Origin of the sequence: Trichocoleus sp. DQ-A2, from assembly GCF_039961915.1 — a bacterium.
Taxonomy (GTDB): Bacteria; Cyanobacteriota; Cyanobacteriia; order Cyanobacteriales; family FACHB-T130; genus FACHB-T130.
This window is the reverse complement of the sequence record NZ_JAMPKD010000025.1, coordinates 1-12749: the sequence shown is the minus strand read 5'-3', so window position 1 is coordinate 12749 and position 12749 is coordinate 1. Positions and strand designations below refer to the sequence as shown.

The 12749-nt window shown below is 46.5% G+C and carries 10 protein-coding genes; 5 read left to right on the top strand and 5 right to left on the bottom strand.

Features of this window, described 5'->3' with window-relative positions; translation table 11 throughout:
• Positions 1–4: 4 nt before the first annotated feature.
• Positions 5–571, top strand: a complete 567-nt coding sequence (locus NC997_RS21620) for a DUF4126 domain-containing protein (RefSeq protein WP_190529629.1) — start codon at positions 5–7, stop codon at positions 569–571.
• Between the two features lie 248 nt (positions 572–819).
• Here NC997_RS21620 and NC997_RS21615 read toward each other — a convergent pair whose 3' ends face one another.
• Positions 820–1794: a DUF6569 family protein gene (locus NC997_RS21615; protein WP_190529627.1), complete on the bottom strand. Its 975-nt coding sequence runs from the start codon at positions 1792–1794 to the stop codon at positions 820–822.
• Positions 1776–3155: a VWA domain-containing protein gene (locus tag NC997_RS21610; protein ID WP_190529625.1), complete on the bottom strand. Its 1380-nt coding sequence runs from the start codon at positions 3153–3155 to the stop codon at positions 1776–1778. Before NC997_RS21610 ends, NC997_RS21615 begins: the two co-directional genes overlap by 19 nt.
• Before the next feature lie 389 nt (positions 3156–3544).
• Here NC997_RS21610 and NC997_RS21605 point away from each other — a divergent pair, with 389 nt between their 5' ends.
• The 3 genes from NC997_RS21605 to NC997_RS21595 all read left to right on the top strand — a co-directional run bounded on the left by NC997_RS21605 (position 3545) and on the right by NC997_RS21595 (position 5333).
• The gene (locus NC997_RS21605; protein ID WP_190529623.1) at positions 3545–4306 is read left to right on the top strand and encodes a Mut7-C RNAse domain-containing protein; all 762 of its coding nucleotides are present in this window, start codon (positions 3545–3547) and stop codon (positions 4304–4306) included.
• A gap of 197 nt (positions 4307–4503) precedes the next feature.
• Positions 4504–4974, top strand: a complete 471-nt coding sequence (locus NC997_RS21600) for a regulatory protein RecX (RefSeq protein ID WP_190430743.1) — start codon at positions 4504–4506, stop codon at positions 4972–4974.
• A gap of 86 nt (positions 4975–5060) precedes the next feature.
• Entirely contained in the window at positions 5061–5333 is a 273-nt protein-coding gene (locus NC997_RS21595; protein ID WP_190412229.1) for a PQ-loop domain-containing transporter, read from the top strand.
• Positions 5334–5461: 128 nt separating this feature from the next.
• On the opposite strand, the gene NC997_RS21590 is transcribed toward NC997_RS21595, so the two are convergent.
• Both NC997_RS21590 and NC997_RS21585 read right to left on the bottom strand, forming a co-directional pair.
• A complete protein-coding gene (locus NC997_RS21590; RefSeq protein WP_190412228.1) occupies positions 5462–6010 on the bottom strand; it encodes a GAF domain-containing protein in 549 nt (182 codons plus the stop codon).
• 12 nt (positions 6011–6022) lie between these two features.
• Positions 6023–9292: an alpha-mannosidase gene (locus NC997_RS21585; RefSeq protein WP_190529621.1), complete on the bottom strand. Its 3270-nt coding sequence runs from the start codon at positions 9290–9292 to the stop codon at positions 6023–6025.
• 67 nt (positions 9293–9359) lie between these two features.
• Between NC997_RS21585 and NC997_RS21580 the strand changes: the two genes are divergently transcribed.
• Positions 9360–11381: a hypothetical protein gene (locus NC997_RS21580; protein WP_190529619.1), complete on the top strand. Its 2022-nt coding sequence runs from the start codon at positions 9360–9362 to the stop codon at positions 11379–11381.
• A 58-nt stretch (positions 11382–11439) separates the two neighbouring features.
• Here the strand turns inward: NC997_RS21580 and NC997_RS21575 are convergent, their stop codons facing one another.
• A complete protein-coding gene (locus NC997_RS21575) occupies positions 11440–12405 on the bottom strand; it encodes a tetratricopeptide repeat protein (RefSeq protein WP_190985769.1) in 966 nt (321 codons plus the stop codon).
• Positions 12406–12749 lie beyond the last annotated feature (344 nt).

The window sequence follows — 12749 nt, the reverse complement described above, 5'->3', positions numbered from 1 at the left end:
TAGTATGGATACCTTATTAAGTATTGCAATTGGCATTGGTTTGAGTGCGGCTTGTGGTTTTCGGATCTTTGTCCCGCCGCTAGTGATGAGCATGGCAGCACTGTTTGGACATCTGCCACTGGCACCGAATTTTGAGTGGATGGGAACTTATCCAGCGTTGCTGACATTTGCTATAGCGACTTGTGTTGAAATTGCCGCTTATTACATTCCGTGGATAGATAATTTGCTGGATATCGTTTCTACACCAACTGCGATCGCTGTCGGCACTTTCTTAACCGCTGCCATCATTCCCCACGACGATCCTTTAGTTCAGTGGACAATCGCAGTGATTGCGGGTGGAGGTTCGGCGGGTATCGTGCAAGCCTTAACGGGTATGGTTCGCTTTTCTTCAACCGCACTCACCGGAGGATTCGGTAATGGGGTGGTTTCCACTCTGGAAGCAGGGGGTGCGATTATTCTATCCATCCTGGCGATTTGGTTGCCTGTCGTGACTGTCGCCTTGGTAATCAGTTGTGGGATCTTGCTTTGGCGGAAAGGATATCTCAGGCTACCCAATCCCAGAGAGTCTTGAGCGGTGCAAAGGACATAATAATACCCCCTTCCCGGACAGGGAAGGGGGTTAAATTTTCTGTATAAAGTTTAGATATGGCAGGAAATTACAGTTGGACAAGCGGTTAGCGCGGTAGCGTTTCTTAACCATGACTTGGAATCATCAAGTAAACACCAATGCCTAACTCAGTTCCAACTGTAATGTATTGTAGTACAAATTGAGCGAATTGACAACTCAGTGCTTCCCTATCCTGTCAAGCGTTGGCTTGATTAAATGGCTAAAGCAAACAACGAAGCATACACCAGTTGTCCAGACTCTTCGACCAACTGACCCGCAAAGTTTTTCCCTTTACAGGTATGCAGCCGCAGACTCAAGAAGCGTTCTTCTTCTTTGAGCTGAAATCTTTCTGCGGGTGTTTGACTTAGCCAATTGCTGACTTGTAACTGTTTTTCCTGACGGCTTTTGTGCAACTGCTGGCGCAGTTCTTGCAGATTGCTGGCTGCAAAAGGAAGCACGGGTTTGTCGCTTCCTTTTGCGTGCTTTTGGGCATACATCGCCGCCACACCATAGCAGAAGCAAACCAGAGGCATCCATACTTCCCGGAAGTAAGCCGCAGTGGGAGCAATTTCCACGCCAACTAACTGATTCCGAATCAAGAACAACGCCCCGGTTTGCTGGGGAAGCAATTCAAATCGGCTTTGATATTGCGTCAGAAAGGTGCGTTTTTTACTGAGAATTTGCTCTAAGTGACCGCGTTGAGGTAAATCAAATCGCTGATTTAGACGCTCAATTTCTTTCCAGAGTTTGCTGTAGTCTTCCTGACCCCGGAGTTTCAATGCTTGAAAGCGCAGTTGCAGGGGGAGAATGAAGAACCATTGTTCTCGACCTTCCAAATAACCGCCTTGACCGGATTGCACACAGCAGGCATCTTTAAACATGAGTTTCTGTCCCGCAGCAATAAATGCTGACCGACACAAAGCATGATTTTGGGCTTGGTCTTGGATATAACCCATGTGCAAGGGAACGATTGCCACGCCCGTTGATGGATTATGGAGTTCTACATTTCCATAGCCGTGAACTCGACTGAGTTTCAACCCAGACAGGGGACTGGTAAATTGACCCGGACAATCTGGGCTGAAGATAGGGACTACAGTCAAGGCTCCAGACTGTTGAGGAATTCCAAAATGATAAGGAGAGAGATCGACTTTGTCGGGAATTAATAACTCTAATTGCTGGTAGTCCATGTGGCTAACTCCTTTTCTTGGAATGTGAGTTTTTGGCGGAGGAATTCCTGCAAAGAAGTTTCGGTTTGCTTTGCACCCGCGATCGCAAATAGCGAATTTAGTAAGTCTTCAAAATCGTCTTGATGCCAGAATTCTCTTTGGAGGAGATTAGGCGCAGGCCGTCTCAATTCCAAGTCATCCAGCGCCGTAAACTTGCTATGACAGAAGATAATTGGGGTATGAATACCCAATTGCGGCAAGGTGGCGACGACTCTTTCCAAGTCTCCCGGATACATATTTTCATAACCATCAGAGACAATGGCGACTAAATCGGGTGAGTCTTCTAAAGCATCCAGTAAAGCACCTGCCAAGTCGGTGTAACCTTCTGGCATGGGTAATTCGCCAACTCCCCCAAGGGTATGGACTTTGAGGTTCGCGCAGCATTTTTCGAGTACCAATTTCAGGGCGACGGACTGCGCTAGAGAACAGTATTCGCGATCGCCATAACTTCTTGTCGAAGCAGACGCATCCAACACTAAAGCTATTTGACCTGAAAATTTTGGCAGGTTTACCGCAGCTTGTTCGACATAATGCTGCAAAGCTGACATTAATTCTGGCGATTTTCCACCCCGATACAAATGCACCAAGGTTGCGGAAATATCACCGCGATTGGTTGCCGTTACTGTCTTGGGACGCTCTGTTTGTACTTCAAAGTGACGATATTGTTGATGAACGAGAGTATATTTAACTTCGCCTGCCGCAGGCATTAAACCTGTTCCCAGAGGAGAATGATACAGAAAAGGTAGAATGGCTTTCACCGATTCTGGATTATGGGCATAACGCAACAGATAGCGGCGCAAATCGCTTTTATCAACCGTTGCATCCGACAGCTTTTTCACAGAACCCCTCGCCACATTCTTCCCCAGCGCGTGTTCAATCGCATCCACAACCGCAGGACGACGGCGCAAAGCCATATCCTCAAATTGGGGATGATTGAGGATGTACTGGAGAATCGCCCTCGCGGTATGTTTGTGATTAGCTCGTACCCGTCGCAGTGCTAAAAAGACGGTCAAAACTTGGTCGGGGTGCAAAATTGCCAACAAGAAATTAATGACGCGATCGCTTGTTTGACGTGCTTCCTTCGACATCCCCACGCGAGAGCGTTGTAGCAACTGAAACAAAATCCGCAGGCGCTGCCCCGTTGTAACATGAGTGATGAGAGCTAAAAGCGCATACAATTCTGGATTTTGTTCGTAAGCTTCCCGATGTAGAGATTCATCGCTCCAGCGTGGGAGTTGCCCGTTATAACGTAGGAGAAATGGCTCATTACAAGAGCGCAGATGCAGAATAATATTCAAGATGGCTGGTTGAGTTGCATCCATAATTTGACTCCTTGCATTACAAAGCTGGAGCGTATCCCCGCAGATGTTTAGGAACGCTCTGATTACTTTGATGAATTCCCCAGTGGCTTTAAGAACTCGACCACTTGTTTAAGTGTGCTACAAATATACTACAATTGATTGAGTTGCCACAAGAGGGCAACTAGCGATCGCAAGCATCTCACTTGTGAAAATTTGCAAAGACCTACAACTATCCCCCCGCAGGCAGGGGAAAGGTAAAGAAAAACTTTTTTTCATGGGGAAGTAGAATTTCAAGATTTTGGCTTCCCCGTACCCCCTCTATTCCCTCGCAAGTGGAGGAAGACAAGGAATAAATTTTATTTACGAGAGTTGAGGTGGGGTTCTGAACTACGGTGTATTAATTTCTCAATATGGCTAAAGCAGATTTTAATTTTTACGCAGAATTGAATGATTTCTTGCCACGGAAAAAGCGGGACGTAACCATTACTCATGTTTTTGAGGAACGAGCCTCGATTAAGGACACGATCGAATCTTTTGGCGTCCCTCATCCGGAAGTGGATTATATCGAAGTCAACGGCAAACCCGTCGATTTTTCCTATATTGTGACGGATAGCGATCGCATCCATGTTTATCCAATTTCTGCGGCGACTGAAAAGACATCTAGCGTCTCACTCGTTCGTCCTCAACCGCTAAAATTTCCTCGTTTCGTTCTCGATATTCATTTAGGGAAACTAGCAACATCTTTACGAATGTTGGGCTTTGATACCCTGTATCGAAATGACTATGACGATCTAGAGTTAGCCCAAATTTCGGCATCTGAAGAACGAATTCTCTTGACTCGCGATAAGGGTCTATTGATGCGTAGTTTGGTAACACATGGATATTATGTCAGAGAAACTAATCCAGAGCGACAGGTGGGCGAGATAATGGGACGCTTTGGTCTAATTAAATTCGTCAAACCATTGCAACGATGTTTGCGTTGCAATGGTTTATTAGAACCTGTGGATAAGGAATCGATTCTTGACCAAGTGCCACCCAATATCCAACAATCTATTGATGAATTTAGCCGCTGTCGTGAATGCGCTCATGTTTATTGGAAAGGCACGCATTATGAACAAATGCAGCAATTTATCCAAGGAATAATTTTCTCGAAGCCAGTTGAATCGAATTGAGTATAAAAGCTGGATTTTTGCGATTCGCATTGATTATTCCAAGGCAAATCTTAACAATTTATTTCATTCTTTAAATAATTATTTCTTGGGTATTTGTGCCTAAAAATATATTTTTAACATACATTATTCTAAACTGCCATACAACAATTAAACTTTTGTATGTGTTAAAATCAATAAACATAATAACTGTTTGATAAATGAGTTGCACTGACTATTTTTTTCGCCTGATCTCCCGCCGAGATTACAGTGCTTACGAACTTTTAAAGAAAGGACAATTAAAGGGGTTTGAGCCAAACGAAATCTCCGAGGCTATCAATTATTTGCAAGAGAGAGACTATCAATCCGACACGCGCTTAGTCGCCAACTTGATTGCCTACTCTCAAGGCAAATATGGTAAATCTATGGTAAGGCGCAAATGTATGGAAAAAGGGATTTCCTCCGAGGTCTTCGAGCAAGTTTGGAACGAACAAATCGAAGCAGAGGGAAGTGAGGAAACGGACGATCTGGATGGTTTAAAGACAAAGATCATGCGAAAGTATAAAATTGATGATTTTCAAATTATCGACCAAAAAACCAAAGCCAAGCTATTAAATTACTTGCAATATAGAGGTTTTAATGCTTTTGAAGTTTTGAAGCAATGGCAGAGACAACAAGTAGAAAATGAGTAACGGAGTGGTTTGGTAATTTGGTATTGCTAGATTATCTTAAAAACTTTTAATTTGCATTTTTTTATCACCTTTAGTTTGTATCTACTATGAAAGATATTGTCACCTTGTTTTTTGGGTTGGGTATGGTGTTTAACGCCAGCTTATTTATTCCACAAGCCTTAAGGATTGTTCAAACTAAGAGTTCTAAAAATTTGTCTTTAATTACTTTTCTCGGTTTTAATTTTATTCAGCTTAATGGGGTTCTCTATGGGTATTATCGAAACGATTTGGTTTTAATGTATGGAAACTTAATTAGTTTTATGAGTTGTGCAAGTGTAACAATTTTGGCAATTATATACCGAGGTAAGGAACCTAAGTAAAGAGTAGGGGCGTATAATTCTACACCCCTACATTCAGGTTCATTTATATTCAGCTATGGAGACAAGCAATATTTAGTAGCGGCGCGATAAACCTTGTCTCTACATTTCGGTGTTAGTCGCTAGAGAATTTATCCCTTCGCAGGTATGGAAGACTTCGCTGCCAATATATAGGCAACAGCAAGGGGTGTTAATTTCTCTGTAACTGTGGTCATAATAGAGCGGTCTTCCGGCGTCCATACTCTAGGCTGACCAAAGATACAAGGTTGCAGAATTCCCCACAACAAATTATCTTTGCACAGGTGAGCGTGAACTAATGCTCGATGTCCAAATTCTTTTTGCTCGAAAGCTTTATTAACGACTTCCGGATTCGCTGTCTCTACATCTTCGACAAAGACAGAAGGTTGTGTATGCAGTGCCGCAGCAAAAAGCGGATCTTCTTTTGGCAAAGATTCTGGTTCTTTCTTCCAGTCAGCGTCAAGAATGTTGGGATATTCTTGAGTGCGACGCCAGCAGTAAGGAACTTTACCGATGGAGGTATGGGGATCGCGCAGGTAGAGAAAAACGCGATCGCACTGCAAGACTTCACCCAAAGCTGGCACTAAGGCAGAAAACACAGCATCGGGTGTACTGTCATGGCTCAAAATTTTATCGAGAACTGGTGGTATTGGGTTGTTCATACGCTTATTTTCTCAGCCGTCTGTTCGTTTCACTACAAAAGTAGCGATTTTCCAGGGCTGGATGCTGGCTATTTGCCCAGAAGCGGACATTTCGGGTGCATCGATGGGACGCTCTAACAAATCAACTGGGTGCGCGATCGCTAAATCCAAATCGCTATTCAGCTGCATCTGTGCCTCTTCCCCGTGGCACTCATAACAGCGCAAAATCCACTGCTGCAAGCTATCTTCTGACTGCTTCAACGCGATTAAAATCAGATTCTCAGCTTGCAAGTCTAACAATTGACCAACGGGGGGTAAGGACGAATTCTGTTCGCCTACCGATGGCAGCAGCATCACTTGTAGCGGTAAATTTAGCTCATAGCCTCGGCGCACAGTATGCGCTGACTGCCAGCTACCTTGATGAGGATAGAGGGCATAGGTGAATTGATGCCAACCTCGGTCTGCTTCTGGATCGGGCCAAGTAGAACTTCGTAACAGGGTAAGGCGTAATTGTGAGGGTTGGGCATCGTAACCGTATTTACAATCATTCAGCAAGCTGATGCCATAGTCATTTTCACTTAAATCTGCCCAATGCAAGGCAGGAACTTCCCATTTGGCGGTTGCTGCGGGGGTTTGAGGCTGAGTAGAACGCCCGTTAGCGTCGCGTGTGCTTCGCACAATCGCGCCGCAGGGAATTTCGTAGGTGGCAGAATCTGCCGTCAAGGTAAGCGGAAAAGCGGCTTTTACAAGTACGTGGCGTTCTTGCCAGTCTACAGTCGTAATGATTTTCAGTAGCGGCGAATCTGCTTGCAGCACGTAATCTTGGCAAAATTTCGACTCGCCTAGCTGTCGCACAACGCGCAGACGGGTTTGTACTGTCCCCTGTTCTACCCATTCAATTGACTTTAGCTGGGTGGGAGGTAAGGGGTGTTTGGTATAGTTGGGGTCAATGTTCCAAGCATCCCAATATTGACCGCTATCTTGGAAGGCTTGGAGTTGATTTCCTCCGGATTGATTGAGGATTTCTCGACGATTGATTTTGTCAAAAACACTGCTTAAATCGCCTGTTTGAGAATCAACAATTACTCGCAGTAACTCATTTTCTAAGATGCAATTTTTTTCGCTAAATCTGATATTATCTCGATTAGGTGCATTAGAATTCAGAAACCTAGTGCTAGGATGCCTGTTTTCTTGCCTTTTTGAGGTCAATTCTGCTTGAGGACACAGCCAGAAAAGGCGATAACCCACCGATGGGATATCCTCGGCAAGAAATAGCAGCGTCTTACCTTCAGAAAGCTGGGACGTTAGCAGTTTCCCTTCTAAGTTGTAAACTTGCCAGTGATGTTTAGACGCCGGTAAGGGGACGGTAACGACTTCCGAGCGTTGCCAGTTCAAGGAGTTGAAGACAATCACCGGCAGGGCGTCTGGTTGCGGCGGTGGGGGAAGGGCAATAGAAGTTGCGATCGCGCTTAAGGCTTGCTGTACTATTTCCGAACCCACCTGTTCTACCTCTTGCCAAGCCTGATTCGCATCTACAAAGACTTGGGGAATTGAGGAACCGGGGAGAATATCGTGAAATTGATTAAATAGTACCTTTTTCCAGGCAGATTCTAGCTTTTGCTTGGGATAAGCCGCACCGATGCTGATACTAGCCAAGGAAGCGAAAAGTTCTGCTTGGTACAGTAAGCCTTCACTGCGACGTTCAAAGCGCTTTTGATCGGCGTGGGTGGTGTAGCAACCCCGATGGAATTCTAGATAGAGTTCATCGTCCCAAACCGGGAACAGTCTTGAATTTTGAGTTTCGTTGGAGTTGGGATTCTGAGTGCTAATCTGCTGCAAATAGCTCTCAGATGTAGTGAATTCTAGACGAGGAAAGAAGGGGGATTTTTCCCAACGATGGGCGACTTCCAACATATCGCGGGTAGGGCCACCGCCATGATCGCCCACACCTGGAAGCCAAAGACTCTCTTTTAAACTGGTTTGGGTTTCCCAATCACAGGCATAAGACGCCATTTTAATCGGGTCAATGCCTTCACCAATTGGAGCAGACATGAGGCTGAAGATTTGGGAACCATCAAGCGATCGCCACCAAAATGTTTCATAGGGAAACTTTGTGGTGTCGTTCCAGCGCAATTTTTGGGTGACAAAGTATTCAATCCCAGCAGATTTCAGAAATTGGGGCAGCGTGGCACAAAAGCCAAAACTATCTGGCAACCAAGCGACTGTACTCAATTGCCCAAATTTTTCTAAGACGTAACGCTGACCATAGAGCAACTGGCGGACAATCGATTCGCCATTAATAATATTTAGTTCCGGTTCCACCCACATTCCGCCTACAACTTCCCAGCGTCCAGCAGCAACTTGTTGTTGAATGGCGGCAAATAAATCCGGGCAATGTTGCTCAATCCAAGCATAAAGTGCGGGTGTAGAATGGCAGAAAGTCAGGTTGGGAAATTCTTGTAGGAGTTTCAGAACCGATTTAAAAGTGCGTTGAGCCGCTTCCCAGGTGTCGCTGACAGGCCATAGCCAAGCCAAGTCTAAGTGAGCATGACCGAGCAAACAGATTTGAGATTTGAGATTTTGGATTTTAGATTCTGTTGACCCTAGCGTGTCGAGCAGGTTTTGACGGAGGGCGGAAAGCGATCGCTCAAACTTTTGTTCATCAGGCAGTGCTGTCCAGTCAATCTCAGCCACAGCATCTGCCAAGATATCCAGTTTTTCGGGTTCAAAGGTTTTTAAATACCGTTGTAAGACGGCTAACTCATCAGCGACAAAACCGGGTTCAATCCGATCGTCGGTGGTAAATTCGTATACGCAGAGCGATCGCACTAAAGCCCCATCATCATGTCCGGGACTGACCAGACGCAAGGCAACGGTAATCTCCTCACCCGGCGTGACAGACGGACTCAGCAGTACCCTCGTTGAGCAATCAAATAAATCTCCTGCTTGCACTTTGACGCCATTGACAAAAATTTGCGCGTCTTCTGCCCACCAAGTTAGCACCAGCCGCAACGCCAACCCCGATAAAGCATAACCTTGTAAATCTTGGGGAATCATCAATTTTTGACTAAGCCACAACACCTTTTGCCCTGCTTGCCAAGCAATATGTCCCCTCGCATTCAACTCCACAGATAACCAATCATTCCCGAAATCAGATTGGCGGACGGTATCTGCTGTCAGGTCTGCGGCACAGTAGCGCCAGCCAGTCTGAACGTTAACCTGAGTCATCGCAGAGAGTTTTTCAATCGCTTCGCTCAGGAGGCTGGATGAGGGCGTTACAAAAGGTGTCTTGGAATCGGTCATCTTTTCGATAAAATCAGGGCATCTACTATTTTTAGCAATTAGCAATTAACATTTAGCATTTAGCAAAATGTCCTCCCCTCCCAATGGTCGGTATAAAAGCAAATTATTTAATTTCCTCTCCCGAAAATCTCGCCAGTTGAAGGATGAGAGCGATCGCGCTGTGCGAAATCTGAAAGTCGCAGCGGTTTGGGGAGCGCAAATCCTCCTCTATCCGGTGTATCTGCTGACTCAAACTTCTCAATTAGCGGGGCGTCAGTTACAACAAGCGACGCAAGAGAAATTCCCACAATTACAAACTTCTGGGAAAAAAGACCGGGCACGTCCTAAAAACCCGCCAACGCCGCCACCGACAGACGCGCCAATTCAGGAAGTGCTACGAGCGATCGCGGGTCAGGAAGAATCAGAATTCCTGTTAAATCCAGCTGCAAATTCTGTCGCAGCTTCTAGTAACACGGGATTTTTCAATCAAGTTGCAGATGCGATTAATCGCGTCTCTACAACATATTTTGGATTCAAATTTTTCAATCATAACGGTGCGAGTGGGAGTCCTTCTAGCTCCTCAAATTTGATTCTTCGCCCGCTTAGTCTCCCGGAAACTGTGGTGGTGCAAACGCTACAGCCTAAAGCTGCGGCGGGAGCAAGCAGCGGACAATCCTTAGCGGCGGCGCTACAAAATCAAATTGTGGTTCGAGGAGTGGCTACGCAACTCGCTACCCGTTCCGTGGTACTTGTCACCGCCGAGAATCAAATTTTAGATATTCTTACTCCTGAACAACAGCAAAAATTACAACACCGAATTCGTTGGGAATTGGCAAACTACTGGCGTCAGTGGCGGTTAGCGCAGGCGTCGGGGGCAGGAATGGCAGCACAACTGCGCCCTCCTGTCAATCAGCGCCATCTGTTACCACCCGTGCGTCTCTTCTGGGGAGCGATCGCTTGGATGCAAAAAGGGCCAGTGGCGATCGCTGCCAATCTCTTCCAAGAATCAACGCTGGTGCGGTGGCAAGAAACAACACAAGAGGAAATGGGAACGCGATTGAGCGCCTCTAGAGAGGAAATCGGAAGTCTTCCACCCTTCGGAAACAAAGCCCTTCATCCTTCCTCCTCCTTACTGCTTCAGCCATTAATCTTCCTCGATCGGACGATGGTTGCAATCGAAGTCCGGCAAAAAGACTTTTTGGCAAAGCTGACACCCCATGCTGGGGAAATAGAGGCAAATGAGCGATCGCCTTTACAACGGATACAAGCTGTATTCACCCAGCCGATGCGACAACCGGCGTCTCCCGATGTTACAGACCCCCAAGCACACAATATTCAAGCGCTGATTCAGGCAGCAATTGACTACTTTTTTGGCAGGCGCAACGGAAAATTACCTTGGGAATCTACCCCAGAAATCGATTCTGATTCCTACAGCCAAACGCATCAGCTATCAGGTGGCGCTTCTGCCTCCTTATCATCTGCTCAACGCAACCATCCAGAACTAACCGCAACAGGCGTTGCCGATCCCTGGCTGACCATGAATGATTTATTCGGGAAGCCAGATGCACCCACCAGCAAGCAGGCAACGCCAACCGCCCCTAAGCGCCCATTACCAAGGGTGGCAGGCAAAGAACGACCCTCAGCTCATCTGCCGGGCAAGAAGACCCGGACTGCCCTCCCCGGAGCCAACCAGCCGGAGATGCCTGCTGAGAATTCTGTTTGGAGGTCGATTAAGCTTCGCCTGAGTTTCAAACAAACGATTTTGACGCCCCGCAAACCCGCTGCGCCTGAGCCAATGGCGGCGCGTCCAACACCAACTCCTTCTACAACCAAAAAATCTCGCAAAAAAGACGGCAAAATTACCAAAGCGCCTACTTTCCAGACGCCAAGAGTGGAAGCCGAAAGGGCGCTTTCAAATCTATCGCCAGCGATCGCACAAAGCAATCGGACAAGCTTTGCCACCCATTCGCCAGACTGGATTGAGGCTGAGGTGACTCCAGCCGGATACGTCAAGCACCCCTTAGAGTATTTGCTCGAATGGCTGGATAAGGCGATGCTGTGGCTAGAGAATTTCTTCGTGAAAGTTTGGCGTTGGGTGAAGAAATTCTGAGGAGAGTAGGGGCGGAGACTCCCCGTTCCTACTTTCTTGTGTACCCTTTTCCTGCGGTCTAAATTGGCACATTAGATGCTTCGCAATTTTCCGAAGCAACTGCCAAATTATTTTGGATGGTCGCCCATTCGTCTGGACTTGCTTCGCGGGTATAGATTTCCGATGCTTGCCTGTAACACGCGATCGCTCGTTCTAGATTATCAGCGCGATCGCCCCGTATTCGGTCGCGGTAAGCATTTCCGAGATTATTTTGCGTCATTGCCCAATCTTGGGGAAAGGCTTTGCGGGTATAAATTTGCAATGCCTGTTCGTAACACGCGATCGCTCGTTCTAGACGATCGGCGCGGACTGCCAATCTATCTTGGTCAGCCAAATCGTCCTGTATCCGATTGCGGTAGGCATTACCGAGATTATTTTGAGTCGTCGCCCACTCGTCAGGACTCGCTTCGCGGGTAAAAACTGTAACCACGATCTCGTAGCCGGTGATGGCAATTTCTAAGTTTTTCTCCTTGTCTCCTAGGGGAAATTGCGCCATCAGGTTGCTGAATCCGCCGATTGTCGCCCCAATAAATTTTGCTTCTTGGGGTTCAACTTGCGGCAGAATTATCATTGCCCAATCGTGCAGTATCTCAGCCAGTTTCTCATTCAGTTGATCGAGATTTGCTTGTAACAGCGGATACACTACTTTGCGATCGCCATTACTATCTGCGGTTGCTTGCAATACCTCCGTTAAGAATTGCACAGGCGATTCGGGAATCCTCTTGACGACAGTGGGTGTCGATGATGAGTTACCCATTTCTGTAACCATTGGCGCTGCAACATTCCGCAACCACTCCGCTGCTTCTCCATCGCCCCGTTCTGCCAGCATTGCGGCTACGGCTTCCATTGTCTGCACTAACCCGGCATCAATGAGCGCTTGATTCGTCTGCAAAATCTCCATTTCCTCGCCACTAGAGGAACTGAGTAGCACTTGGATCAGATTGAGATAGGCTTCGAGACGTTCTTCTCTCATAGGGCGATTCATCTATCAATAGATGGATTTATTGTTGCTTAATTCCCCTCTACACTGCCACCTAAAAATCGGTTTTTTTTGGGGTTTAACGCCGGAAATACCGAAAAATCTGAACTAAAGCCTAAATTTTCAGGCTTTAGAAATCTCCTGCCTATATAGAGCGGTTCGCACTTGCAACATAGGAACCTCACCCCCAGACCCTCTCCGTAAACGGCGAGGGGAGAATATTGAATTTCAATACTTCAGGACTTACGCAAAGGCACTAGATATGAGGAGTGGAACAATTCAATTGCATGGGCAGGGTGGGTGACTTCAATTGCTCAATCAAATAGTTGGATAATAAGCGTGTCTTGAGT

Bases quoted from the DNA above. Each gene is read 5' to 3' on its own strand.
- NC997_RS21620 (WP_190529629.1), top strand. From the start codon at position 5: ATGGATACCTTATTAAGTATTGCAATTGGCATTGGTTTGAGTGCGGCT.
- NC997_RS21615 (WP_190529627.1), bottom strand. From the start codon at position 1,794: ATGGACTACCAGCAATTAGAGTTATTAATTCCCGACAAAGTCGATCTC.
- NC997_RS21610 (WP_190529625.1), bottom strand. From the start codon at position 3,155: ATGGATGCAACTCAACCAGCCATCTTGAATATTATTCTGCATCTGCGC.
- NC997_RS21605 (WP_190529623.1), top strand. From the start codon at position 3,545: ATGGCTAAAGCAGATTTTAATTTTTACGCAGAATTGAATGATTTCTTG.
- NC997_RS21600 (WP_190430743.1), top strand. From the start codon at position 4,504: ATGAGTTGCACTGACTATTTTTTTCGCCTGATCTCCCGCCGAGATTAC.
- NC997_RS21595 (WP_190412229.1), top strand. From the start codon at position 5,061: ATGAAAGATATTGTCACCTTGTTTTTTGGGTTGGGTATGGTGTTTAAC.
- NC997_RS21590 (WP_190412228.1), bottom strand. From the start codon at position 6,010: ATGAACAACCCAATACCACCAGTTCTCGATAAAATTTTGAGCCATGAC.
- NC997_RS21585 (WP_190529621.1), bottom strand. From the start codon at position 9,292: ATGACCGATTCCAAGACACCTTTTGTAACGCCCTCATCCAGCCTCCTG.
- NC997_RS21580 (WP_190529619.1), top strand. From the start codon at position 9,360: ATGTCCTCCCCTCCCAATGGTCGGTATAAAAGCAAATTATTTAATTTC.
- NC997_RS21575 (WP_190985769.1), bottom strand. From the start codon at position 12,405: ATGAATCGCCCTATGAGAGAAGAACGTCTCGAAGCCTATCTCAATCTG.